Origin of the sequence: Pseudoalteromonas apostichopi, from assembly GCF_030297135.1 — a bacterium.
GTDB lineage: Bacteria > Pseudomonadota > Gammaproteobacteria > Enterobacterales > Alteromonadaceae > Pseudoalteromonas > Pseudoalteromonas apostichopi.
The window spans coordinates 1,290,929-1,316,048 of record NZ_AP028065.1 but is presented as its reverse complement, the minus strand read 5'-3'; the positions used below and the strand labels follow the sequence as shown (position 1 = coordinate 1,316,048).

Genomic DNA, 25,120 nt, shown 5'->3' with positions numbered 1-25,120 from the left:
AACCGCAGGCGTCATTTTTTGTTTTAAACCACTTATATTCACAAAGAGGATAAGAGACGCTACGCTTAAGAGAAAGTAATGTTTTGGTTTCCTCATTCTTTTCTCATTCATTACTCTTTGTGCAAAAAATTATTGAACCACAGAGTACACGGAGGCGCTGCGCGCTTCACAGAGAAAGCCAAATGATTACAAAGAGGGTAAGAGAGCGCTACAAAAAGCATTATTAGTACTTCCTCATTCTTTTCTCATTTACTTCTCTTTGTGAATAAATCTTCGCGCGAAATAAATTTCACGCCTACGGTATTGACTATCACTTCAGTTACGTATCCGCACATTCGGCTCAAAACTGACAGCTGAAAGCTGACCGCTCCTAGAAACCTCTTAAAAGAAATATGTCAGCGCTGTCATTTTTGTTGCAGTAGTGTTATAAATATTTAATATACCTTTTATATAATCATCTAAATGAGCAGCGCTATAGAATTGAACTGTGCTGTGACGGGAAATGTTATGTCTGAAATGAATAAACAAAGCAGTGTAGTGCCTATGGCAATTGTTGCCACGCTGTTTTTTATATTGGGTTTTGCTACGTGGTTAAATGGCTCATTGATGCCGTTTCTACAGCAAGTTTTACAGCTGTCACCTTTTCAGGCATCGCTGATTATTTTCTCATTTTATATTGCAGTGACCTTTACTGCCCTACCTTCAGCAATGATCATCAGAAAGGTCGGCTATAAAAATGGTATGGCACTGGGTATGGCAACTATGATGGTGGCAGGCTTGCTATTTATTCCTGCTGCAAAAACGCAGGTGTTTGCGCTATTTTTATTTGCGCAACTTGTTATGGGAGCTGGGCAGACATTGCTTCAAACAGCAGTTAACCCGTATGTTGTAAGAATCGGCCCAGAAGAGTCAGCTGCAGCCAGAGTAAGTATTATGGGTATATTAAATAAAGGTGCTGGTGTTGTTGCGCCGATTGTATTTACCGCATTAATACTGAGTGATTTTAAAGGTTTTGTCGGTAAAGAACTTAGCCAAACTGATATTGATGCCATGGCTAATGGCTTAATATTCCCCTATTTAGGAATGGCACTTTTTATTGGTATACTTGGTTTTGCAGTAACGAAAATGCCACTGCCAGAACTTATTGATGATGCTGATGAACAAAAACCAGGGCAAGTAAAAGAAGCACTAGCGCATCCAAGCCTTGCTTTAGGTATTGTAGCATTATTCGTATATGTTGCTGTTGAAGTGATAGCAGGTGACACAATAGGCAGTTTTGCGTTGTCGTTAGGTGTTGAAAAATATAGCGTGATGACCTCGTACACCATGGGTTGTATGGTGTTAGGTTACTTTTTAGGGATTTTACTTATCCCACGAGTACTGTCGCAGCAAACAGCGCTGACTATCTCAGCAATATTGGGTTGTGTGTTAACGTTAGCGATAGTCACAGGTAGTAATGAATCTGTATTTATATCAACATTATTTGGCCTAAAATCGGTACTGCCTGATACCCTATTGCTCATTGCTGTGCTAGGCTTTGCTAATGCGATTGTTTGGCCAGCCGTTTGGCCGTTAGCACTATCTGGTTTAGGCAAACTTACAAGCGTAGGTTCTGGTCTGCTTGTTATGGGTATAGCCGGTGGCGCATTTGGCCCATTATTTTGGGGCCTTGCAAGTGGTGGTGTAAAAAGCGCTGAAGCGCAACAAATGGCTTACATTGTTATGTTGCCTTGTTATTTATTCATACTTTTTTATGCTGTGAAAGGCCACAAGATGAAAAGTTGGAAGTAATTATGAGCTTGAGGCTAGGTGTAAAACCTAATGGCCTTGAGCTTTGAAAAGCATTTCTAGTAAATAGAAATAATCCCGTGTGTAATGCCACCGAAAGGTGGCATTTTTTTGTTTGGGATTTGAGAGATTAGGTTCTAGGCTTTCGCGCGAAATAAACTTCACGCCTACAATATCTCGCACCTCGTATTTCGCACCTCGCACCTCGTAGGAACGGCTTTAGCCGTGAATAGGTCAAATCTGTTCGGCGTTAAAACGCCTCCTACAATGTAGGGCTCACGCTTGCTTGGCGCGTCTTCCATTCAATACCCAGGCGGCAAAACAATACGGTTCCAACAAACAAAACAATCTAGCTTACAGCCAACCGCTTAAAGCTATTACCCACAGACAATAAAGTTAGGCTCAAAACTGACAGCTGAAAGCTGACGGCTTTTTGAATTGAAAGCAGGTGTTAAAGATAAATCTTGGAACTTAAAATAGAAAAATATATGGATTTACTAAGGGGGAGAAGTGGGGCGACTGATGGGGCTTGAACCCACGACAACCGGAATCACAATCCGGGGCTCTACCAACTGAGCTACAGCCGCCACTGAGATACACCTCGTTTGGTGTGGCGCGCATATTACATAATTAAGTTTAGCTTGTGAACCCCTAAAATGAAAAAAGTCGAAAAAACTTACTTGTCTCAGAAAATTCAGAAATAACCCTTTGGTCAGCTGGCATTCAGTTTCGCAGATTAGACTTGCGTTTTTTGTAATTGAGCAAATACTCATTTCTTAGTTTTGCGTGTAATTTAATGATTTTTTAACCAAAGATCATATATAATTTGCACAGCGTCATGCTACAAATGAACTTCAGGAGAGAACATGGATACAATAATGAACTGGATCAACGAGAATTCAGGTTTAATCATACATTACGCCGTTCAGGCGGTTCTAGCGCTAATCATTTTCTTCATCGGTGGTCGCATCGCTAAATTCTGCGAAGGCTTAACCGAAAAAGCATTTGATAAAAAGAAAGTCGATAAAGCTGTAGGTTCATTTGTTGCTAGCATTGTCTATGCAATTGTATTTGCTGCAACAATCTTAATGGCATTATCTCAACTTGGTATTGAGACAACATCGTTCATTGCTATTTTAGGTGCGGCAGGTCTAGCTGTAGGCTTAGCACTTCAAGGTTCACTTTCTAACTTTGCATCAGGCGTTTTAATCATCTTACTTCGTCCTTTCAAATCAGGTGACTATGTAGAAGCTGGTGGTAAAGCGGGTACAGTTAAGAAAATCGAAATTTTCTCTACAGAATTACGTACACCAGATAACAAAGTAATTATCATGCCTAACTCATCAATTATGGGCAGCCCAATTACTAACTTCTCTCGTGAATCAACTCGTCGTATCGATTTAGTTATCGGTGTTGGTTACGATGCAGATCTTAAAGAAGCGAAAGCAGTACTTAAATCAGTTTTAGATAAGGAAGAGCGCTTATTAAAAGACCCAGCATACACAGTAGCTGTATCTGAGCTTGCAGATTCAAGCGTAAACTTTGTCGTTCGCCCTTGGGTTAACTCAGCTGACTACTGGCCAACGTATTTCGACTTAATGGAAAACATTAAGATCGCATTAGATGATGCCAACATCACAATCCCATTCCCGCAAATGGATGTTCATTTGCACAAAGAAGACTAATAAGTCTAACGTACAAGTAGTAAAGGTTATTTTTTAATGAAATTAAAAGCTTTATCAGTTCTCGTTGCAGCAAGCGCTGCAACTAGCGCATTCGCAGCAGATGAAACCAAAACTTGGGATGTAACCAGTGAATTAGGTGCTATCGTAACAAGCGGTAACACTGAAACAACCACACTTAAAGGTGGTATCAAGGTTCTACATAACCTAGAAAACTGGAATAACGAGTACAAGTTAGACGGTCTTTATAAAGAAGATGAGATCGAAAACGACCAAGGCGTTAAAGAAACACAGCGCACTAACGAAAAGTACTCAATCTCTGCACAAGGTAACTACAAGTTAAACGAAAAGCATTCACACCTATTCATTTACGGTTCGCACGTATCTGATTACTTTGGTGCATATCGCAACGAATCTGTTATCTCAGCGGGTTACGGTTTACGCTTAATCGACCGCTCTGATATGTGGTTAAACGCTGAAATTGGTCCGGGTTATAAATACTTCCAATACCCTGATAACAGCACAGAAGTTGATGACAACGGTGAATCACTTGCTGGTGAGCGTGAAGGCGAAGTAATCGCTTTAGGTAAAGTTGACTATAACTGGCAGATTTCAGACAGCGCACGTTTTACTCAGTTAGTATCAGTTGAATATGGTGATACCAACACTAAAACACGTTCAGAGTCTGCAATCCTTGCTAAGATCAACGGCTCATTACAAATGAAAGTGGCTTACAACATCACCCACAACTCAGATGTTGCGGATGATAAAGAAAACACAGATACAGAAACGTCACTAACGCTAGTGTATAGTTTCTAATGTTTTTCAGTTGAGAATGAATGGGTAAACTTGTTTACCCATTTTTTTTGCTTATAAAATGATGTAGTATGCCGCGGTTATTTTTATTTTCTTATTAAGGGAAACTCTGTGAAGTTTTTTAAGTTATTTATAGCTCTTTTTATTTCGCTGTTATTTATCACGGATGCGCAATCTGTAACGGCACCATCAAAACAACAAATTGAGCAACTAAAAAAACTACCGAAGTCACAGCAAGAAGCGCTTGCAAAGAAGTATGGCTTTGACCTTTCTGCTTTAAACTCAGAGACTAATGCAACAAAGAATGCCGATAGCGAAAATGTAGAATCTGTTTTACCTAGAGAAACCCTTAATATCAAAGAAAAAGAAGAAGTAAATAAGGAAGAAAAATTTAAGCCAAAGTCAACTGAACTTGAACCATTTGGTTATGAATTATTTTCTGGTCAACCTACTACATTTGCTCCTACAGAGAGCGCGCTAGTTCCTGATGATTACATCGTTGGCCCTGGTGACAGCTTTAGTATTAATTTATATGGCAAAGAATACAGTAGCGAAGAAGTGACGGTTAATCGAGAAGGCCGTTTAGTTTTGCAAAACCTTTCGCCCGTAAATGTAGCTGGCTTAAAGTATAAAGAAGTTGTTGAATTAATTAAGCTTAAAATACAGCAAGAAGTTATCGGCGTAAAAGCGTTTGTCTCTATGGGTAAAACACGTAGTATTCGTGTGATGGTGTTGGGTGAATCATTCATGCCTGGTGCCTATACAGTACCGTCGTTATCTTCAATCACACATGCAATTTTTGTTAGTGGTGGTATTTCGAAAATTGGTTCACTTCGCCATATTCAATTAAAAAGGGGCGGGAAGGTAGTCTCTGAATTAGACTTATATGATTTACTAATAAAAGGTGACAGCTCTGGTGATGTAATTTTAAAACCAGGTGATGTTGTGTTTATTCCTCCTGTTGGAAAACAAGTAAGTATTAAAGGTGCTGTAAAGCGCCCGGCAATTTTTGAGCTTGAAAAAACTGAAACAATCAATGACCTAATCACAATGGCTGGGGGTTACACTGCTAATGCTAACTCGGCTAAGACGGTGGTTGAACGTTACACTGAAGACAGCTTTAAAACAGTAATTCCTCTTGATATTTCTCTAAAGGCTAACACTCACTTACGAACTGGCGATGTAATTACAGTTCCTTCTTCAAGTGGAGCGTTTGATAATAGCGTGACGCTTCTAGGTGCAGTTACTTACCCAGGAAATTACGCTTGGTCAGAGGGAAAAAAGGTTAAAGATTTATTTTCTTCTTTAAAGAGTGACTTATTACCTATCGCAGATTTTGACTACGCATTGATCCTTCGCGAAATAAATGAAAAATCTGACATCGAGGTATATCAATTTTCTCTAATTGATGCATTCAACAACGATCCTAAAAACAATTTAGCTTTGAAAGCTGATGATGTAATTGTTGTATTTAGCCGTTTTCAAACTAAAGTTGATGAAAGTAACGCATTAAAGTCATTAGCGTTGACTGAGGAGCAATTAGCTCATCAAAAGCGCGTAGAGCTATGGAATGAGTTTGAGAAGCAAGAGTTCTATAAATTTGTAAACTTTATTGATGATGAATCATTAGACCAGGAATTGTCTGAAACTAATTCAAGTCTTGCCGCAAATGCTGATAATATTAGCAAGCTTTTAAATGCTCAAGAATCAGACTTAAAAGAAGCAGATTACGCTGTCTTTAGCCGCAAGAAATTACTAAAACCAATTATTGCAAAGTTAAATGAACAGTCTTCGCATCAAAACAAAATTAAAGTATTTGGTATTCGAGGCGAAGTAAAATATGCAGGCTTATATCCGTTACCGGTTAATGCAACGGTAAATAAAGCGGTTGTAGCTGCGGGGGGGCTAAACGAATCCTCTTACCTTGGCCGAGCAGAAATCACTCGTTTTACTAATAATGAAAATATTGAACACGTGAATATCGACTTGTCTGACGCACTTGATTCAAATCAAGCAGCGTCTTTCGCTGTTCAGAGTAAAGATTCTATTAGTGTATACCCTATTCCTAACTGGCAAAGTGACTTACGAGTAAGAATCGCCGGAGAAGTTAAGTTTCCTGGTGTTTATAGTATCCGTAAAGGTGAAGACCTAACCAGTGTTATTAAACGAGCTGGCGGTTTTACTAAATTTGCTTACCCTGAAGGGGCGGTATTTACACGTCAAGCAATCAGAGAAAAAGAACAGCGTCAAATTGATAAGTTGGCTCAAGATCTACGCCGAAGCGTAGCATCCCAAAGCTTCACAAAATCTATTACACAGTCTAATTTGAACTATGCAGATATGGATAAGCTAATTTCAGACTTAGGTAACATCAAGTCGGTTGGCCGCTTAGTAATAGATCTACCTGCTGTAGAAAAGGGCGTTGTAGATTTAACTCTTCAAAATAATGATGCGTTATATATTCCACGTGAAAATAATAATATTAGTGTTGTAGGTGAAGTTAACTTCTCAACTTCACATTTGTTTGACTCACGTTTAACATTACAGGATTACATCAATCGTAGTGGTGGCTTTAAGGCAGGTGCTGATGAAGAGCGACTATATATTATTAAAGCAAGCGGTCTGGTCGTAGTTCCTGAACAGGGCTCATGGTTTGCAGTTGCTGATGACGCAACTTTATCGCCTGGTGATACAATTGTTGTGCCATTAGATACAGATCAAATAGACAACTTGACGCTTTGGAGTACGGCAACTCAAATTATTTACCAAATGGGTGTTGCTGTAGCTGCTATAAGTTCTCTTTAATAAATAAGCGCTAGTTGGAGATAAGAATGAATCTTGCTAGCGCAAATTTTTTAGAGGCTTTCTTATGCTAAACCTACTGAGCATTTACTCTAATTTAATCCTCGGGAAGGCTCTAAATTTGAAAAGCAAGTTTGGAATTTGAGCATTTTTATCTAATTGAAATTTACGTTTCTATTTCATTTTAACTACATTTATGGTTACTGCTTGTCTTTTTTATAAGAGCTAAATCCTCCTCTAGACTACGTCTTTCGGCTGATGCAGCTTGCTTGTGTAAAGTAAACATTCTAATTGTTTATGTATGTGAAAATTTTCAATAAACAGGCTTTCAGCAAATATTGAGTCTTTTTTTAATTTACTCTTGAATAAACAGCATTTACTAATCATAATTAGCGGGCCTGAGTTGATACTGCTTATTTTTAGGAGTGTCGGACGGGCTCTTTACATTATTAAATTGTTTGTTAGAATCAAGAGGTTTTAACAAACTTTATATTAGAAACTAAAGTGTCCACCGGATACAAGGAGATAAAAATGAAGCGTTTTAATAAAATCGCTCTAATCCCAGCTGCTATCGCTGCTGGTCTAGCTAGCAACGCGTACGCAGGTACTGAAGCATGTTTTGAAATCTACAAAAGCGCTACAGTTGAAAATCACGACGTACTATACGCTGGTGCATCATGTGTTGTAGAAACTACTACAACAGCTGCTGGTGCAGATGCAGTTAAGAAAGTTGACGAAATGTCAGCTGCATACGAGTTAACTAAATCACTACCAATCGACTTCGGCGATATCGTTGGTGATTCTTCTAACTCAGCACAACAAATCGTTTACATCCCAACAACTGATATCCCTGGCGGTACTAATATCGTTGTTAAAGTAGACGGTGCTGTTTTCGATGGTAACTCAAACCAAATCCACTTAGTTAAAAGCGATGGCACTACTGTTTCTGCAGTTGCTTCTTCAGATGGTACAGTAGACGGTGAAGGTACAATCACGTTCCTAACTAAAGCTGGTATCACTATCGGCGCTGGTACACGTTTAGCGTTCTCTCGCCTTTCAACTTCAGTTGACCCAGTTGGTATCAAGATCGCTAACGATCAATGTACTACTTCTTCAGCTTCTAAAACTGTTACAATCTCAGCAACTAATGCTAAAACAGATGGTGGCACAGGTTATGACATCATCGGTGGTATCTCTAAAGCAACTGATTTAGTTGATATCTCTGCACAGTTCTACGCTCTAAACGGTGGCTCTACTGCTGATGTTGACGTAAATGCTGAAAGCTCAAATGCTGACAACACTGCAATCGTTGCTCGTACAGAATTCGTTTTCGATTCTGACCGTACTAAGCAATTAACTGCTACTAAGACTCAAGCTATCTACAAGACTGCTTTCTACAACCGTGGCGTATCTGGTAACTTAGACCGTTTCATCACTTTAGGTGCAAACGATCACCTAGAAACACAATTCGTTGCAACAGCTGAGCCAGGTTCAACTGTTAAAATGGGTCTTTACAACAGCCGTACAGTAGGTACAGGTTCTACTGACACAGCTCTAACTGATCAAGTTGCTGTTCAAACAGGTACTACTTGGGGTTCATTCGGTTTAACTAAAGCTGCTGCTCCAGTATACAACACTGAAGCTACAGACGTATTCACACCAGCTACTTCTGGTGATGCAGAAACTAACCCTGCTACAGGTACAAGCAACTTAGTTGGTGCTGACTACAATGAAATGTTCTACGCTGTAACTAACACTTCAGCTTCTGGCATCATGAACTTCAACTACGATGTGAACACACACTACACACTAGATTTTGGTAACACTAGCTACAACGATCACTGTGCTGCTGACAAGTTCACTCACAACATCGACGTAAACGGTGCAGTACTTAAAGTTCCTTACGTTGTAAACGGTGAAGGTAACTTCGTACGTGTAACTAACGAGCACGATGAAGCTGCAGAAGTAACTGTTGACGTATTCGGTGAGTCAGACAACGGTAACACTGGTAACCGTAAAGTAACTGCAGTTAAGCTAGGTACTGTTCCAGCTAAATCTTCAGTTGTTTACTTCGTTCCTGAACTAATCGAAGAAGCTGTTAGCCAGAAGAGCTACACTGGTGCTGACGGCGGTTACGCTGCTGGTTCACTAGGTACTGATGGTGTTAACGCTAAATCTAACGCAAACCGTCACACTTTAACATTCACTGTAACTGCACCTCGTGACAGTGTTCACGGTGTATCTGTACAGCGTGTTCTTGGTGGTTCTGACCGTGTAATGCCAGTTCTTGACCAAAACGAATGGAGCCAGTAATTAATAATTACTAGCTACTAAGTTATGCTATAAACCCTCGCCTAGGCGGGGGTTTTTTTTACCTAAAATGGAGTGAGAATGAAAAAGCTTTTTGTATTAGCAGGTATCTTAGGTGCATTATCAGGTTGTACTTCAACACAAGACTCGAGTGAAGTAACTGCATTAAAAAATGAAATTGCAGAGCTTAAAAAAGTACAAAGACAAGTTGCAATAAAGGTAGGCTTAGCAGAGCTTGTTAGACCGAAAAAAATTGAGCTATCTAGCGAAGGGGTTTGGATCGGCTCAGAGTCTGCTGATGTTGTCATGTTAGAATTTACAGATCTACATTGCCCATATTGTAAAAAGTTTCAAAAAGAGACTTGGCCAAAATTAAAAGAGCAGTTCGTCGATACTAACCAACTTGCTGTTTTAGCAAGAGAGTTACCTTTAGCGAATATCCACCCTAAAGCCCCTTATGCAGCTGTTATGCTTCGTTGTGCTAATCAACAAGGTAAATATGAAACTGTAAAAGAGCAATTGTTTGACCTAGGTAGCGCGATTACTGACCCTGATATTGCAGATGTAATTAAAGAAAATCAACTTGACGAAGAGCAATTTAATACGTGTCTAGCTGATACTAAAACACATAATTTAGTAACAAACTCATTAAACGATGCGGTCGCTTTAGGGTTAGGTTCAACACCTGTCTTTATTGTTGGTAAAAAAGACGGTAATTACATTACAAATTATGAAATTGTGATGGGCGCGAAATCAGTTGAAGATTTCTCTACTGTTATTGAACGAGTTAAGTCGTCTAAGTAAATCTTCTTGTTGCATCGTCAACTAGCTATGGTAAATTTATGGGGCCTTATAGGTCCCTTATTTTAATTGCCTCTCAGGGAAAATTCATGAAAACTAAAAAAAATTATGCAGGCTTTACGCTTGTTGAGCTTTTAATCGTTATGGTAATTTTAGGCTTATTAGCCTCTATTGTAGCGCCAAGGATGTTTAGTAAAGTTGACTCAGCTCGAGAAGGAACTGCAAAAGCACAAATGCAAGTTTTGGCTACTGCGCTCGATTCATATCGATTAGATATAGGTTACTACCCTGAAGACCTCAATGAGTTACTAAGTAGCGATAAAAATATGTGGGATGGCCCATATTTTCCACAAAAGATACCACTTGATCCTTGGGGAAATGCTTATTTTTATTCACCAAAATCAGAAGAAAAAAGCTCAGAAATGTTTGTACTGAAAAGTTACGGACGTGATGGTAAACCTGGTGGTGAAGGTGAAGACGCTGATGTGGAATACTAAAGTTCAGGAATATGTTGTAAAGCATGAACTGTTAGATTCAAAAAGGCTAAAACAAGCGCTTGAGTACCAATCTACAAGTAATGACTTTTTAGATGTTCTTTTATTAAATTCAGGTTGGATTGATGAAGAGCAACTGTGTGACATGTATGCTGAATTGCTTGATTGCTCACAATGGCAGGGGCCATTGGCACTTGATCATACAAATGTGAAGCAGCTAAGTAATATTAATACAGAGTTTTTAATCGAGAACCATCTTTTACCACTAGAGATTAATGATAAAACATTAAAATTAGGCTTTGCATCTCCACATAATAATGATGGATTAGATTATCTAAGATTCATTGGTTTAAATATTGAGTTTTTTGCGCTAACAAAAAAAGACTTTGAGCTACTAAGTGAGCAATTTAATGCCATTTCAGTTGAACAACCTGAACTTGTTGTTTCTTCAGATAATCTTGCGGTGCTCAAAGAGCTTGCACTAGGAGCACCAACGGTAAACTTAGTGAACAGCCTAATCAATAAAGGTGTTAAATTAGGTGCTTCTGACTTGCATATTGAGCCAGTAGACGGAAGGTATAGAGCACGATACCGTATTGATGGGATATTAAAAGAAGCAGACCCAATACCACTTAGTCTTCAGTTAGCGGTAATTTCACGTATCAAGATTTTATCAGGCATGGATATAGCCGAAAAACGACGTCCACAGGATGGCAAAATCGAGATGAAAGCCGGCTCAACAGATTTAGACATTCGCTGTTCAACTTTACCTCTTGGCTTTGGTGAAAGTGTAGTTATGCGTTTCTTGATTAAGAACGCTGTTAAATTTGATTTAGAGAGACTTGGCTATTCAGAAGATCTAATTAGCTTTATCAACGAAGATTTAAAACGTACATCTGGCGTTATTCTTATGACTGGCCCTACAGGTTCGGGTAAAACCACATCACTTTATTCATTTTTAAATAAAATGAATAAACCAGATGTAAAGATCGTGACTCTAGAAGACCCTGTTGAGTATCAATTACCAGGTATAAACCAAGTACAAGTCAATTCAGAAATCGGCTTTGATTTCTCGGCTGGTTTAAGAAGTATTGTACGTCAAGATCCTGATGTAATCATGGTAGGTGAAATCCGGGATAATGAAACGGCAAAAATAGCATTACAATCAGCTCTAACCGGTCACTTAGTATTTAGTACAGTTCATACAAATGACGCACCTTCAGCTTATACTCGATTAATGGATTTAGGTATTGAAGAGTACTTGCTAAATGCCGGTTTAGTATCAATTATGGCACAACGTCTTGCTAGAACTCTTTGTACTCATTGTAAAAAACCTTTAGACCAGGAAGAAAGCCTGCTTCAATTCGAAAAATATGGCTTACATGCTTTGAATCAACCTGAATACGCTGGATTACACCAAGCTGTTGGTTGTGAACACTGTGAACATACAGGTTATGCTGGTCGAGTGGCATTTCTAGAGTATTTACCTTGCGATAATGATGTTAAACGCTTAGCAAAAGATGAAAAGTTACTCGACAACCTATATCAGCTTATGGCTGATAAAAGTCTACGTAGCTTGAAACAAGATGGACTGTTAAAAGCACTTCAAGGAAAAACGACAATTGAAGAAGTGATGAGGGTTGCTGGGTGAACCAACTATTTAAGTTTAAAGCTTACACCAAAACAGGTGAATTAACCGAAGGCGAGCTGCATGCCGAAAATGAAGCTGCAGCCGTTCAGGCTTTAAAAAAAGACTATAAACTTGTTATAAAAGTGTCACCTGAGAAACAAGGTTTTAAGCGCAAAAGAATAACCTTGGCTGATATGGAGCAGTCGACTAATCAGTTGTCTACACTTCTTAAAAATGGCTTAAAAATTGATAAAGCATTAATTGTCTTAGCCAAGTCTAATAGTCAATCTGCAATGGGGACTATTTGGAGTGGAGTGCTTAGTGATATAAAACAAGGTGACTTGTTAAGTGATGCATTAGGAAAAAGGCCTGAAGTGTTTTCAACCTTATTCGTTGAAATGGTTAAAATAGGTGAAAGCACTGGTAATCTTCCACAAGTGTTTGCTCGGTTAAGTCAGAACTTACAATTTCAGAATGCATTACGAAGCAAAATGATTCAGGCGATTACGTATCCCTTTTTCATTTTAATTGTTTGCGTGCTGGCTATTTGGGCAATTTTTAACTTCGTTATACCTAGCATGTCTTCAATGTTTGATTCTGTTGAGGATATACCAAGTTATACTCAATTTTTAATTGATGCTTCTAATTGGGTGCAAAGTTATCAAGTGCATATGCTCTTAGTGATAGTAGCTATTGTTGTCGGTATTGTGTCAGCACTGCGTAAACCTTTACTAAAGGCGAAGTTGCTTGAAGCTACAGTCTCACTACCACTAATAAAAACAATAATTAAACAGTCAGATAAAATTCGTTTTTCAACGGCACTACAACTGACACTTGAAAGTGGTGTTAGTTTGTCTTCTGGTTTAGAGCTCGCCGCTGAAACCGTTATTAATCCTACTTTGAGAGACAAGCTCAGAAGTAGCGTTATTTCTGTATCTTCAGGCAGTGAGCTAAGTACAGAGTTAGCAAAACTGGGCCTATTTGATGATATTGGAATTTCACTAATTTCAGTAGGTGAAGAAAGTGGTACTTTAACTAGCTCGTTTACAGAAATATCGCAGCGTTCACGTTTAAGTTTTGAACAATGGTTAACACGTTTTACTGCAATGCTTGAACCTTTATTAATCCTTTTCATGGGCGGTATTGTTGGTTCTGTAGTAATTACCATGTTACTGAGCATAGTGTCTATAAACGATGTCTCTTTCTAAAGGCGCAGGCTTCACACTTGTAGAATTATTAATAGTTATGGTCCTTATTGGCCTGGCTAGTTCTTTTGTATTGCCTAATATGTGGCAGCAACTTGAACAAACTAAGCGCTATGGAGAGCGAAAGCAGTTAATCGAAGCCGTGAAGTTTGCGAAGCAGTACAGTGTGTACAAGGGAGTTGAGTTGAAAATAGTTATAAGCAACAACTCCTTGGAGATCAGTGATATATCGCAGAATGAAAATCAGGTTCCTATAGAAGCTGCTGAACTAGAGCAGACTGAAAAGAATAAACCGAAAAATACCAAAGAAGACATTGTCTTAAAGAAAATTAACTTTGAAACTCTTTCTCTAGAAAGCTCAACCTATATCATCAGTGCTAAAACTTACTTCAAAAAGTTAGCAATTAAAGCGACTTTCAATAACAAGAATGAAAATGAAATTATTGAAATATAATCGAGGTATGACGCTAATTGAAGTATTGATTGCGTCAGTTATTCTATTCATTGCAATTAGCGCCATGAGCTATGTTGCTCGGTCAACCTCGCTTCATGAAATGCGTTTATCACGCCATATAGATCGAGCTATGTTAGGCGAATACATAAAAGATTATGTTGCCTATCAATATCAATATAATGATACTGACACAGGCTCTTATGCAATCAATAATAGTGAATTTACATGGCAAGTAACAGTACTAGATGAAAAGCCACCATTAAGAAGCATATCTAGCGAAGTATCTGATTCTGATAATCAAAATGCAGGAGTTTTGATACTCTATGAAATTCAGGTAAAGGTCAAAAATGATGAAAAAGTCATATTGAGAGTAAAAGATGTTTATTGGAAAAATTAAGCGCCAAGGAGCTTTCACTCTTGTAGAGGTCTTAATTGCCATGGTCATTTTCTCTTTAGTCATGACCTTAGCTGTAAGTAGTTACCGTTATTCTATCTTAAACTTAACAAAGCAAGATAAGTCGCGTAGCGTTGATACATTGACCACTGTTAAGCTCATAAATAACCAAGTTCGTAGTTTAAAGCCTTTTTTTCACATTAATCAAGAAGGAGCTAAAACCCCTTTTTTTGTTGGTGAAGAAAAATCTATGCTGTTTATTACCGAATCACCGATTATAGTCTCAACGCCAATTGCTATAGCCGCGTTAATCATCGAAAACAATAAGCTAGAATACTGTGAAGTGCCTTTTGGTAATTTCCCTTTGCACCAGCCACCAAGTTCGTTTCCATGTGGCGAAAAGCTTGTTTATCTAGATGCGGACGAAGTTGAAATCAGTTATTTTGGTTGGAAGAATAGCTTTGAGCTCGATGATTTTTACTCAGAGTACCTGAATGTAAATGTTAAACCATCACCAAAGTGGTATGGCACATTTAAAGGGAATATTAGAGGGCTTGTTCCTATGTTTGTAAAAATCGCTAGCGATAAACATTCAGATATCATCCTAAAAATCCCAGAGGTAACTCCTTACCAGCTAGGAGCAAATAATGCGTTTGAAGGCTAAACAGCAAGGTGTGGCCTTATTTATGGTCCTAATGATCACCGCTATTATGGCCGTTATCATGATTTATATGTCTTCAAAAGGACAAAATAATGCGCGGCTAACAGGCCTAATAAAGCAAAATACGGATGCTGTATTAGAGTTAGAATCTGTACAAGCTGAAATGGTGTTTGATTACATGACCACCTCTTTTGGGATCTTGGGCCCTCGTCAAGACTTTCAGGGAAAGCCTGTTTCTAACATGATGACGCAAGACTTTAGAGGTAGTACCAAAGAACACGATAACTTCACAGTAAAAGTGCAAGATATCGGAGGGTTAGTCTCTATTTTGCCATACAACGAAAAGGATTTTTTAAATTTACTGGTCAACAATGGCTTAAGCTCAGAACAAGTTCCACGCATAAAGGATAGGATTAAAGATTGGCAAGACGAAGATAGCCTTACTCATATAGAAGGAGCGGAAAAAGGAGATTACGCTGAACCTAACTTACCAACTAACGATACAATACAGAGTGTGAAAGAGCTTGAATATATTATTGAAGATAACGAAATTTACTCGAAAATTGAGCCCTATTTAGTTTTGTATTCAGGAGATTACATTGTTCGACAATACATGCCGAATTCTTTATACTCTGCCCTTGGTCTTACGGTCCCTGATGAGCAAAATGCTTCGATGGAAGGGAGTAGTTACCCAAGTGGTCGATATAAAATAGAAATAACCTTTACTAAAAATTTGTCGATTACTAAATCGTTTACGCTACTGAGAGGAGTTGACTCCTTTCGTCCATATTTTATAACTGATGATGAGCTAATTTTTCAATAATGAAACGCCTGTTACAAAAGTTACGCTTAACTTCTTCGTTATGTCACTATAAATATCACCTAACAGCAGACCTTGAAGTTAAAAACACAGCCTATACAAAGTCTGCGAATATGCTCCTAACAGCATGTTTTCTTGATAGAGATTTATTTTGGGCAACAACAAGAACCTACAATAATACTAATTTGTTGCAACTTAACGCCATCATTAAAGCTGAAAAACTTCAGCTACCGCCAATGGAAGGGCACTTTAGTTGGAGCATTCAGCGCGTAACTAAAAATTCTATAGAAGTAAGTTACTTCGTTGTTCCTGAGCATGTCATGGATAAAGTTCCTCGTGAATGTAAGTTGATCATGCCTTTGTTTGATAGAGAAAAAGAACAGAGCCTTTATCCTTTATCAATTCAACACAATCAGCAACCGAGTAAATTAAAAGCCATTGAAGATATTCAGTGGATTAATCTTCCTGGGCTTTTTATTAATAAAACAAAAGCCTCAGGAAAAATAGAAAAGCTTAAAACACGCCACCTGATTATTTCTCTAATTAGTTTTATTGCCCTAACTGGAGTAGCATTAAGCGCTTATCTACTCCTAGCTACTAGTTATTATGAGTCGGTCAAGCAGGAACATAGAGAAAGTGTTAATCAAGTGCTTGCTTTAAAACAAGAATTTAATAATAAGCAGCAGCAAACTACAGAGCTGGTTAAGTTTTTAAATGAAAACCCAAATGTGTTAGATGTATTTAGCCGCTTGGGAATTTCTTCAAATGATATCTTTATTGAGCGGCTTAACATTATCAACACGGGTTTTCGGATAAGTGGTTCAACAAGTGATTCAGCTACAAAATTACTCGAGCATCTTATCAAGTCTTCCTCTGTTGATGAGGCTAAATTTACTAGGCCAGTAACTAAAAATAGCTTAGATGAAGAAGTATTTTCGATTGAGGTGGTATGGAAATGAACAAGGATGCTATTTCAATAAAAGTGGTCGGGGTAAGCTTAATTGCTTTATTGCTTTCTTTAGAGTTTATTTTTTTTCCATGGTTGGACTGGCTAGATAACAAAAAGCAGGAATTAAATAGCGTCAAAGCATTCGTTAATAAACAAGAGCGAGCACTAGACTCAAAAGACAACATAGAAAACTATCTTGAAGAGTTTAATAAGCACCTTGGCGAATTTGATAAAATTCCTACGCTTGAGAAAAATCAAGATCCATCTTTATTTTGGCTAAATGCTGTTGATTCGGTAATAGCCAAGTATGAAGTCAGTATTGACAATAAAGCACCTCAACGTGAAGTGAAGATAAATGATACATACGCTGTTTACACAGGCAGGTTAAATCTTTCGGGTGATGGAAATTTAGTTCTCAACTTACTTTTTGAGCTTGAGAATATTGAGTATGGTAATCGCGTAAGACAGATTTCAATGTTCCGAGATAGAGCTCAACCAGACCGTATTAGAGCCAACATTGAATTTTTACGAGTGTATAAAAGACAATGAAAAATATTTTAATTTTAATCTTGGCGGTACTTGGTGTTTTATTTTGGGCAGGGGATTTTCTGTTAGATAATCCATTAAGTTCAGATAAGCCAAAAGATGAACCATTGCCAGTCATTACAAAAAACATAAGCGCTAAACAATTTGATGTGGAGGGGTTTGCTGACATCTTGGGAATCAATTTTTCTCGTATCCAAGATAAGCAACAAGAAGCCTTACCAGATGTTTTTGATGTTACAGTTTCTTTAATTTCTATTCATACCTCAGGTGGCTTCGCAAAAGCGAGATTGAGAATTAAAGGTGAAAATAATAAAGAAACTGTGGTTGACGCTGTTGAAGGTGATACATTCCATTCTTTAGAATTAAAGTCGATAATGTCAACGGGCGTTGAGTTAATAAATAACAAAAAAGAGTACTTGTTAAAGATGTATAAACCACAGGTCATTAATATCACAAGGACTGAGAACGTAGAGGAAGTTTCAAATGAAAAGTAGTCCATATAAAAGCTCGCTTTTACTTGTACTAGCGTTAGCCGTGTCTGGATGTGTTCAAACTGGTGGACTGCAAGGAAAAGAGCTAAAGGTTGAAAGATCTATTCTGAAACAAGACCTAACTAAAAATGAGTCTCAGCCAGAAGCTGCCCAAAGTGAAGAGCCTTCAAATAGTTTTAATGCAGTTAAGGTACAAGATTTAGGTGGTATCTCTAAATTAAAAGAAGATGCTAAAAAGCCGCCAGAGCTAACTGGTGAGCCAATCACTTTTGCTGCAGATGAAATATCAGTAAAAGAATTTACCAGTCGTGTATTTGATGAGCTTTTAAATTTAAATTATGTGGTGGCTCCGCAGCTAGCAGCCTCTAATGACAAGATCACCTTAAATATTTCTTCACCAATTGAGCGCCCTGAATTTTATAAAGTTGTTGTGAAAACGCTTGAAGAAAGTGCTATTCAGACTCTTAGAAAAGACGATATTATCTATTTATCTAAAGTGACTGGAAGTTCACAGAAAAACTCAATAGGCATTGGTATTGGCGGTGAAGCGACAGATGTGCCAGATATGGCTGGTGCAATCACGCAAATAGTTCCCTATGTGTATAGCGGTAGCCGCAATATTTCGAGCATAATGGGAAAACTATCAACTGCGGCAATTACTGTACAATCTCAACAAAAGCTCATTATTGTTGAAGGTGACCGCAGTGAAATTCTCAGAGCATTAAGAATCATAAAAATGCTTGATGTACCACGAGCGTATGGCCGTGAAATTCGCCTAGTTGAGTTCGCTCACATTTCACCAATTGAAGGTATTGAGCAGATCCGCGAATTATTAGCAGAAGATGGCATGCTTGTTTCAACTGATGGTGATGTTTCTTTTGTACCAATCCCTAGAATAAATGCATTTGTTGCATATGCGGCGAATGAAGAAATTGTAGATCGTATAATTTTTTGGGCAAACAAAATTGATGTTCCTATTGCTGGTGATGAAAGACAGTACTTTGTATATAAACCCAAATATGCAAAGGCAGAAACCATGCTCGAGTCGATTAGTAGTTTATTAATTGGTGGCTCAAATAGAAGTGCAGCAACGAATCAAGAGCAAGGTAGTTCTGGCCAAGGAGATAGAGGGCGTAAAACCTCTGTTGATGCAGGTCCAATGCGTTTTAGCTTAGATCGTCAACAAAATGCACTTATTTTTTATACCACTAATGATGAGTACCGTTTGGTTGAGTCTTTACTTAAAAGAATGGATGTTTTACCTGGTCAGGTTATTTTAGATGTAACCATTCTTGAGGTTAATTTAAGCGATGATATGTCTTCGGGGATTGACTGGGTTTATAACTCATTAAGTGATGACAACGATAGCACGCTATTAAACCTTGCAAGTAGTGGCTCAATTTCATCAACTATTATTAAAGGCGATTGGCAAGCTAAATTAAACTGGAGTAACAGTAAGGGCAACACGCGCGTTTTATCTAGACCATACATGATCGTAAGAGATGGTGAGTCTGCGACTATTACGTCAGGAGATCAGGTTCCTATTGTAACGCAAACAGTAGAAGATATTGGTGATAGGAACTCTGTTGCAAACTCTATCCAATATCGCTCTACGGGTGTAAATGTTGCTATAACACCGATTATCAATTCTCAGGGAGTGATTTCTTTAAGTGTTGCTATGTCAGTGAGTAATGCACAGCCAAATGATACAAGTGGTGCAGATACACCTGTAATTACAAACAGAGCGATTTCTACAGAGATATTATCTGCGGACGGTCAAACTGTTGCGTTAGGTGGACTTATTCAAGAAACGAAATCAGACAACAACAACGGTGTCCCTCTGTTAAGTGAATTCCCTATTTTAGGTGGCTTATTCTCTAGTAAGAGTGACACTAATAGCCGAACAGAGCTTGTGATGCTAATCACAACTAAGGTTGTAAATGATTCGAGTGAAGTTGATGAGTTTAGTGAAGCAATGTCAAAGCTTTACAGCACACCAATTACTATTAAGTAAAGGTATATGAAATTACTACTGGTTGGAAATCATACCTGTGGAAACCGGGGAGACGGCGCAATACTAAGGGGGTTAATTGCTGAGTTAACTGAGCAGCACCCCAATATAAGAATAGATGCTTATAGCCGCTTCCCAATAAGCTCAAGTTATTTACTTGGCCAAACTTTAATAATGGATCCCCTAGACCAATATCACGAGATTCGAGGTACTGGTTTTTTAGATAGAATTTGGAAAAAGTATAGTCGTCGATTCTTAGGTTATTTTTTAGCAAATAAATTAAATAAACCGAGCTCAAAAAGTTTGCCTGAGCATATTTCTCAGCAGCTAGATGTAATTTCCCACTATGATGCGGTGATTCAAGTTGGCGGTTCATTTTTTGTTGACCTGTATGGACCCGCTCAGTTCGAGCATGCGCTGTGTACTCTGTTAGCCAAAAAGAAGCTCTTTTTACTAGGCCATTCAGTGGGACCATTCCAAAGCAAAAAATATACAAAGCTGGCTGACCGTGTCTTTTCACTTGTTGATGAGCTTGCGTTAAGAGAAAACCTGAGTCTGAACTACATGAAGCAAGCTCAGATTTCAGATCACAAGGTAACAGAAGGAGCTGATACTGCATGGGTTGTTCCTAATCAGCCCGTAGCGATTCCTAGTTACTTAGAAACACTAACGCAAGCAGCTCCAACCATTGCGATTACATTGCGTGAATTAGCCCCTTTTGATAAGCGTTTAGGTGTCACACAGCAACAGTATGAAGAGCATTTTGCGCAATTAATAGATGATTTAATCAATGATGGGTACCAAGTAGCGCTGTGCTCAACTTGTACTGGGGTAGGCGGTTATCATCGAGATGATCGTATGACAGCTCTTAAAGTCCAAAATCTGGTGAACAACAAGTCAAGTTGTCACGTCATTATGGATGAGCTAAATGACGTAGAGCTAGGTACATTTCTTGGTTTATGTACCTTAACAATCGGCACGCGTTTACACAGTGCAATTATTTCAATGAACTTTGGTACTCCTGCTATTGCCTTAAATTATGAGCACAAGTCAAAAGGCATAATGGCTCAATTAGATCTCCCTGACCTCTCAAAAGATGTATCTTCATTATTCAACGATGAATTGCTAACTTCGGTCAGGCATCTACTAGCTAATGTAGATGATGTTGAAAGTAAAATGACGCAACAAGTAGAAGTTGAGCGTCAGAAAGTAAGAGATATGGTCACACGAGTGCTCCAAAAAATTGAGCGCGACTAATGAAAGTAACATTTTTCTTAAACCAATTCCCAGTAGCGTCAGAAACATTTGTCATCAATCAGATTATTGGTTTAATTGAGAGAGGGGTAAATGTACACGTAATGGCAATTGGTCGAGGGGATCTGACGAATAGCCATAAGACAGTAAGTGACTACAAACTCATTGAAAAAACGACTTATTTAACAACAGAATCTGTTACTGATAGTACATTTAAAACTCGTTTGAAGAGAATTGTTACTTTACTTTGGCCACAACAAGTAAGTAAAAAACTAGCGTCTTTAAATACCGCTCGTTTTGGTATTCACAGTAAGTCTTTACTTCTGCCAAGTATCGTAACCAGAACAACACAATGCTTTGAATCTGACATATTTATAGCTCACTTTGGGACTGCGGCTGTTGTTGCAAATAAAATGCGTGAACTCAATTTATTAAAAGGTAAATTGGTTACAGTATTTCATGGTGCTGATATTTCAGTTAAAGCTATTTTAGATGTTTTCAAACATGATTATGAAAAACTCTTCAAAACTGGCGAGTTAATGCTACCTATTAGTGAGCTGTGGCAAAAAAAGCTTATCTCATTAGGGTGTGAGCCTCATAAGATAATCGTTAATCGTATGGGCATCAACAGTGAGCAATTTAAGTGCAGAGAGTTAGATAAACCCATTTCTAAGCCGCTAAAAATTATCAGTGTAGCCCGATTCATCGAGAAGAAAGGTTTGGCTGATGCTTTAGATGCAATGGCAGAGTTAAAAAAGCGTGGCGTTGCTTTTGAATATCAAATTGTTGGCGATGGTGATTTAAAAGCGAAAATCGTTCAACAAATAGATCGGCTTCAACTCTCTGAGAGTGTAAAACTACTGGGTTTTCAGCCGCAAGAGAAAGTAGCTCAACTGCTGAACGACGCTGACGCATTTTTATTGCCGTCGGTTGTTGCTGCAAATGGTGATATGGAAGGTATTCCAGTTGCATTAATGGAAGCAATGGCAATGGGCTTAATCACCATATCAACTTATCATAGCGGTATACCTGAGCTTATTTCTCATAATGAAAGTGGCTTGCTTGCACAAGAGCACGCTCCACTAGAGCTTGCCGATGCAATTGAAAGACTAGTAAATGGTCAAATTGATATTGAAAAAATGCGAGCAACGGCAAAAGGAAAAGTTGAGCAGTACTTTGAGCAGTCGAAACTATATACTCAATTATTGGATATACTGGTCAAATTAAATGAGCACTAAAAAGCAAGGCATTTGGATACTTGCGTCATCAGCAATTGCCGGTGCCGTACAGTTTTCTGTTTTTGCTATGCTAGCGTACTACACCAGCCCAGAGGTGATAGGTGTACTCGCTATAATCAACGTGTTTTTAGCGATTGCCTATCTTGTACAAGATATGGGGTTGTCTAACTATTTTATTTACAAGCAAACTTTAACTCGTTCTCAAAGCTCGGCATTGTATTATACAAATCTGCTTTTAGGGGCTGGTGCTGGTGGACTTATCGCTTTAATTGCTTCGCCAGTAGCAAGCTTTTACGAGTCAAAAGAAATAGCCGAAAGTTTATACATAATGGCGTTTAATTTTGTTCTGCTAGGTTTAAGCGCACAATATCAAGCTAACTTTATAAAAGCAGGGAAGAACGTCCCCCTTGCTAAAATAGATATTGTGACCAAGTTGTGCTTATTAGCTTTTACGTTTTTATTTATTAAAGCGGGTATTGAAAGCATATTCCCTTATCTGTATGCATTTTTAGTCGTAAATAGCCTAAGGTATTTGTTATTTTTAATTTTTGCAGACAAGTCTTGGCATCCTACTTATAAAGTTGACTTCGCAATTGTAAAGCCAGCACTTGCATTTGGCGGCTTCCAAATGGGCTCACAAATTTTGAATCAGGTTCGTGCGCAGCTTGATCAGCTAATAATTGGTAAATTAATGGGTGTTGAAGTTTTAGGTTTATACTCATTTGCAAAAGAACTACTTATGCAGCCTATTAAGTTTATTCGTATTCTTATTGCTAGATTGGTGTATCCAAAACTTGCAAAACAACAAGCACGGTTTCAAGTGTTCTATTCGACGTTCAATCGCTCTTTGCGAACTCTCAGTGCAATGAATAGTGCGGTGTACTTATTGTTCTTAGGTGGGCTTACAGTTGCCATTCAGCATTATTTTGAGCAATATCAGCAGTCAATTCCAATTTTGTATGCTTTATTCATCATTGGCTTCCTTGCTCCTTTTGGTTCGTTATTAGGCATAGCTGCACAAGCTAAAGGTAATACCAAAATAGAGTTTCAGTGGAATGTTCTTTCATCATCAATCAGTATTTTTGTATTATTAATACTGACTCAGTTACAAAGCATTAGTTTGTTTGCGTACGGTGTTGCGTCATTGCAGATCGCAATGACCGCAAGTGCATTATTCTTCTTTGGTAAAAGCGACCCGGATATACCAAAAAGAACATACCTTTTAATGTTCAGTACTAATGTGTTTATTTATCTAATTATTAATCTTTTGTATCAGTTCATACCTAAATGAGCTGAGTGAATAGGCTAAATTAGGACAATACAATTATTCATTTAATGGGTTTTATCGATAACTCAGAACGTTGGTCTTCATTAACTAAGTTACTTAGATATAAAATTATTTTATCTGCATAATTTGTGACTGACAGACGAATATCTTGTGCTGAACTAGGCTGCACAAGCTGACTAGTCCAATTAAGGCCGTTAAGTTCTCGCCTCGCTACAAAAGCCCCCTCATCCTTTACTGCGTAAAATATTGCTACGGCTGTTTGATCAACGGAAATATCTAATGTAGCAGAAGTGAGGCTACTGCTTGTTGAGAAAGCAATTTCAGGTTCACTCCAGTGACCATCGACCCAGCGGGTAAAGCGGACTTGATGCTGAGATTCAGTAATTGTTCTGTATGCTATGCATGGCGAACAATATTTGTCATCAACAATTAATTTAGCTGTTTGAATAAATGTACCACTGTAAGGTATAGAGTCTTCATAAACTAAACTTGGGATAGTATGTCGAGACGCCAAAGATATTGGTGTTGAAAGTAGTGTTCCGTCTGCTGCATAGAAAGAGCGATCACTTTCATGATATGTTATATAGCTGCCGTAGTACCTTTTAGCACCGGTTGTTTTTAAAGACCATTGCCATAAAATATGCACAATGCCTTGTGAGTCTACATAAACATCATCAGGGTAGACTGGAGCATTAAAGCCTTGTAAGCGTTGAGTGTTTTCAGCAAAAGTGCTCACCTTACGCCATTTTTTTAGCTTATGCTTCCATAAATATAGCTCTCCTGCACCCTCATAGTTCACTGACTCATCACCTGGATTTATATTGGGTAGGTTTCTTAAAACTAGGTAAATATCACCGCTAGGTGAAGTGTCAGCTATTGGATAAGTAAATTTACCTTTGCCTTCAAAATCGTTCTTCAGCGCGAGTTTATCGTTCGAATCTAAATTATTAAAATAGCAGCAACCATCTTTGTTATTGTGCATATCAGCCCAAAGGTGAATGACATTATTGCCATCCACTGCAATGCTAGGTTGTTTGTGTCCATTGTTATCGCATTTGTTCCATAGATACTTGCTTGTTTGAGCGTTTAAATATTGCCAGCTTTGCTGTTCGCTTTTATATGCCACAGTAATATGGTGGGTACTATTATCTTCACAGCGAGAGCTCTCAGCCCCTAAACTATTGAATGCTACGAAAAGCGTATCATCATTACTTGTAATAGGTTTCCACCATCCAGCTCTGTTCGATTCGTCTATTGTAAAGATTGTTTCATTATCAATTATTCTGGTTTCAGGAATAAGGGGTAAAGCTGAAGAGGGAGTTCTAACATCATGTTTTTCAATTTCTTGTGTATCTTTAACTTGAGTTTTACTGTTACATCCGAGCAAAGACAAAAAGAGTGTCATAAGGCAAAAGGCGCTTTTTAAATTAAGCATTACGATATCCTTCGAATAAATAATTTAATGGGTAACCTAACTAGGTATCTA

General features: G+C 38.2%; 21 protein-coding genes and 1 tRNA gene. 20 read left to right on the top strand and 2 right to left on the bottom strand.

Going from position 1 to position 25,120, the window contains the following annotated elements; translation table 11 throughout:
- Window positions 1-507: 507 nt before the first annotated feature.
- Complete coding sequence (nagP, locus tag QUE86_RS05855; protein ID WP_286259855.1) at window positions 508-1,791, top strand: N-acetylglucosamine MFS transporter NagP; 1,284 nt, start codon at window positions 508-510, stop codon at window positions 1,789-1,791.
- A gap of 508 nt (window positions 1,792-2,299) precedes the next feature.
- Here nagP and QUE86_RS05850 read toward each other — a convergent pair.
- A tRNA-His gene (locus QUE86_RS05850) sits at window positions 2,300-2,375 on the bottom strand.
- A gap of 279 nt (window positions 2,376-2,654) precedes the next feature.
- On the opposite strand from QUE86_RS05850, the gene QUE86_RS05845 reads away from it, so the two are divergent.
- From QUE86_RS05845 to QUE86_RS05755, 19 genes are all read left to right on the top strand, one after another.
- Entirely contained in the window at window positions 2,655-3,473 is an 819-nt protein-coding gene (locus tag QUE86_RS05845; RefSeq protein ID WP_054563554.1) for a mechanosensitive ion channel family protein, read from the top strand.
- Window positions 3,474-3,509: 36 nt separating this feature from the next.
- Window positions 3,510-4,289 carry a DUF481 domain-containing protein gene (locus tag QUE86_RS05840; protein ID WP_130050448.1) on the top strand — a complete coding sequence of 260 codons (780 nt, stop codon included), beginning with the start codon at window positions 3,510-3,512 and terminating at the stop codon, window positions 4,287-4,289.
- Between the two features lie 108 nt (window positions 4,290-4,397).
- A complete protein-coding gene (locus QUE86_RS05835; protein WP_286259850.1) occupies window positions 4,398-7,091 on the top strand; it encodes an SLBB domain-containing protein in 2,694 nt (897 codons plus the stop codon).
- A gap of 528 nt (window positions 7,092-7,619) precedes the next feature.
- Window positions 7,620-9,401, top strand: coding sequence for a hypothetical protein (locus QUE86_RS05830; protein WP_286259848.1), 1,782 nt, complete (start codon window positions 7,620-7,622; stop codon window positions 9,399-9,401).
- Window positions 9,402-9,479: 78 nt separating this feature from the next.
- A complete protein-coding gene (locus tag QUE86_RS05825) occupies window positions 9,480-10,202 on the top strand; it encodes a DsbA family protein (protein ID WP_286259846.1) in 723 nt (240 codons plus the stop codon).
- An 86-nt stretch (window positions 10,203-10,288) separates the two neighbouring features.
- Window positions 10,289-10,696 carry a type II secretion system major pseudopilin GspG gene (gene gspG, locus QUE86_RS05820; RefSeq protein WP_286259844.1) on the top strand — a complete coding sequence of 136 codons (408 nt, stop codon included), beginning with the start codon at window positions 10,289-10,291 and terminating at the stop codon, window positions 10,694-10,696.
- On the top strand, window positions 10,683-12,344 hold the full coding sequence (locus tag QUE86_RS05815; RefSeq protein ID WP_286259842.1) for a GspE/PulE family protein: 1,662 nt from the start codon (window positions 10,683-10,685) through the stop codon (window positions 12,342-12,344). Before gspG ends, QUE86_RS05815 begins: the two co-directional genes overlap by 14 nt.
- The gene (locus QUE86_RS05810; protein ID WP_286259840.1) at window positions 12,341-13,531 is read left to right on the top strand and encodes a type II secretion system F family protein; all 1,191 of its coding nucleotides are present in this window, start codon (window positions 12,341-12,343) and stop codon (window positions 13,529-13,531) included. The genes QUE86_RS05815 and QUE86_RS05810 overlap by 4 nt, the downstream gene beginning before the upstream one ends.
- Window positions 13,518-13,982: a type II secretion system protein gene (locus QUE86_RS05805; protein ID WP_286259838.1), complete on the top strand. Its 465-nt coding sequence runs from the start codon at window positions 13,518-13,520 to the stop codon at window positions 13,980-13,982. Before QUE86_RS05810 ends, QUE86_RS05805 begins: the two co-directional genes overlap by 14 nt.
- A complete protein-coding gene (locus QUE86_RS05800; protein ID WP_286259835.1) occupies window positions 13,963-14,379 on the top strand; it encodes a PulJ/GspJ family protein in 417 nt (138 codons plus the stop codon). Before QUE86_RS05805 ends, QUE86_RS05800 begins: the two co-directional genes overlap by 20 nt.
- Window positions 14,360-15,040 carry a PulJ/GspJ family protein gene (locus QUE86_RS05795; protein ID WP_286259833.1) on the top strand — a complete coding sequence of 227 codons (681 nt, stop codon included), beginning with the start codon at window positions 14,360-14,362 and terminating at the stop codon, window positions 15,038-15,040. Before QUE86_RS05800 ends, QUE86_RS05795 begins: the two co-directional genes overlap by 20 nt.
- The gene (locus QUE86_RS05790; RefSeq protein ID WP_286259832.1) at window positions 15,024-15,860 is read left to right on the top strand and encodes a type II secretion system minor pseudopilin; all 837 of its coding nucleotides are present in this window, start codon (window positions 15,024-15,026) and stop codon (window positions 15,858-15,860) included. Before QUE86_RS05795 ends, QUE86_RS05790 begins: the two co-directional genes overlap by 17 nt.
- Window positions 15,860-16,816 carry a hypothetical protein gene (locus QUE86_RS05785; RefSeq protein ID WP_286259830.1) on the top strand — a complete coding sequence of 319 codons (957 nt, stop codon included), beginning with the start codon at window positions 15,860-15,862 and terminating at the stop codon, window positions 16,814-16,816. Before QUE86_RS05790 ends, QUE86_RS05785 begins: the two co-directional genes overlap by 1 nt.
- Complete coding sequence (locus tag QUE86_RS05780) at window positions 16,813-17,355, top strand: hypothetical protein (RefSeq protein WP_286259828.1); 543 nt, start codon at window positions 16,813-16,815, stop codon at window positions 17,353-17,355. Before QUE86_RS05785 ends, QUE86_RS05780 begins: the two co-directional genes overlap by 4 nt.
- Window positions 17,352-17,846, top strand: a complete 495-nt coding sequence (locus QUE86_RS05775; protein WP_286259826.1) for a hypothetical protein — start codon at window positions 17,352-17,354, stop codon at window positions 17,844-17,846. The genes QUE86_RS05780 and QUE86_RS05775 overlap by 4 nt, the downstream gene beginning before the upstream one ends.
- Window positions 17,836-19,857, top strand: coding sequence for a type II secretion system protein GspD (locus QUE86_RS05770; RefSeq protein ID WP_286259825.1), 2,022 nt, complete (start codon window positions 17,836-17,838; stop codon window positions 19,855-19,857). Before QUE86_RS05775 ends, QUE86_RS05770 begins: the two co-directional genes overlap by 11 nt.
- Window positions 19,858-19,863: 6 nt before the next feature.
- Window positions 19,864-21,111, top strand: coding sequence for a colanic acid biosynthesis pyruvyl transferase WcaK (gene wcaK, locus QUE86_RS05765; protein WP_286259822.1), 1,248 nt, complete (start codon window positions 19,864-19,866; stop codon window positions 21,109-21,111).
- Window positions 21,111-22,346, top strand: a complete 1,236-nt coding sequence (locus QUE86_RS05760; protein ID WP_286259820.1) for a glycosyltransferase — start codon at window positions 21,111-21,113, stop codon at window positions 22,344-22,346. Before wcaK ends, QUE86_RS05760 begins: the two co-directional genes overlap by 1 nt.
- Window positions 22,336-23,637: an oligosaccharide flippase family protein gene (locus QUE86_RS05755; protein WP_286259818.1), complete on the top strand. Its 1,302-nt coding sequence runs from the start codon at window positions 22,336-22,338 to the stop codon at window positions 23,635-23,637. Before QUE86_RS05760 ends, QUE86_RS05755 begins: the two co-directional genes overlap by 11 nt.
- A gap of 37 nt (window positions 23,638-23,674) precedes the next feature.
- Here QUE86_RS05755 and QUE86_RS05750 read toward each other — a convergent pair whose 3' ends face one another.
- On the bottom strand, window positions 23,675-25,069 hold the full coding sequence (locus QUE86_RS05750; protein ID WP_286259816.1) for a BNR-4 repeat-containing protein: 1,395 nt from the start codon (window positions 25,067-25,069) through the stop codon (window positions 23,675-23,677).
- Window positions 25,070-25,120 lie beyond the last annotated feature (51 nt).

Bases quoted from the DNA above. Each gene is read 5' to 3' on its own strand.
- nagP (WP_286259855.1), top strand. From the start codon at position 508: ATGTCTGAAATGAATAAACAAAGCAGTGTAGTGCCTATGGCAATTGTT.
- QUE86_RS05845 (WP_054563554.1), top strand. From the start codon at position 2,655: ATGGATACAATAATGAACTGGATCAACGAGAATTCAGGTTTAATCATA.
- QUE86_RS05840 (WP_130050448.1), top strand. From the start codon at position 3,510: ATGAAATTAAAAGCTTTATCAGTTCTCGTTGCAGCAAGCGCTGCAACT.
- QUE86_RS05830 (WP_286259848.1), top strand. From the start codon at position 7,620: ATGAAGCGTTTTAATAAAATCGCTCTAATCCCAGCTGCTATCGCTGCT.
- QUE86_RS05825 (WP_286259846.1), top strand. From the start codon at position 9,480: ATGAAAAAGCTTTTTGTATTAGCAGGTATCTTAGGTGCATTATCAGGT.
- gspG (WP_286259844.1), top strand. From the start codon at position 10,289: ATGAAAACTAAAAAAAATTATGCAGGCTTTACGCTTGTTGAGCTTTTA.
- QUE86_RS05815 (WP_286259842.1), top strand. From the start codon at position 10,683: ATGTGGAATACTAAAGTTCAGGAATATGTTGTAAAGCATGAACTGTTA.
- QUE86_RS05805 (WP_286259838.1), top strand. From the start codon at position 13,518: ATGTCTCTTTCTAAAGGCGCAGGCTTCACACTTGTAGAATTATTAATA.
- QUE86_RS05800 (WP_286259835.1), top strand. From the start codon at position 13,963: ATGAAATTATTGAAATATAATCGAGGTATGACGCTAATTGAAGTATTG.
- QUE86_RS05795 (WP_286259833.1), top strand. From the start codon at position 14,360: ATGTTTATTGGAAAAATTAAGCGCCAAGGAGCTTTCACTCTTGTAGAG.
- QUE86_RS05790 (WP_286259832.1), top strand. From the start codon at position 15,024: ATGCGTTTGAAGGCTAAACAGCAAGGTGTGGCCTTATTTATGGTCCTA.
- QUE86_RS05785 (WP_286259830.1), top strand. From the start codon at position 15,860: ATGAAACGCCTGTTACAAAAGTTACGCTTAACTTCTTCGTTATGTCAC.
- QUE86_RS05780 (WP_286259828.1), top strand. From the start codon at position 16,813: ATGAACAAGGATGCTATTTCAATAAAAGTGGTCGGGGTAAGCTTAATT.
- QUE86_RS05775 (WP_286259826.1), top strand. From the start codon at position 17,352: ATGAAAAATATTTTAATTTTAATCTTGGCGGTACTTGGTGTTTTATTT.
- QUE86_RS05770 (WP_286259825.1), top strand. From the start codon at position 17,836: ATGAAAAGTAGTCCATATAAAAGCTCGCTTTTACTTGTACTAGCGTTA.
- wcaK (WP_286259822.1), top strand. From the start codon at position 19,864: ATGAAATTACTACTGGTTGGAAATCATACCTGTGGAAACCGGGGAGAC.
- QUE86_RS05760 (WP_286259820.1), top strand. From the start codon at position 21,111: ATGAAAGTAACATTTTTCTTAAACCAATTCCCAGTAGCGTCAGAAACA.
- QUE86_RS05755 (WP_286259818.1), top strand. From the start codon at position 22,336: ATGAGCACTAAAAAGCAAGGCATTTGGATACTTGCGTCATCAGCAATT.
- QUE86_RS05750 (WP_286259816.1), bottom strand. From the start codon at position 25,069: ATGCTTAATTTAAAAAGCGCCTTTTGCCTTATGACACTCTTTTTGTCT.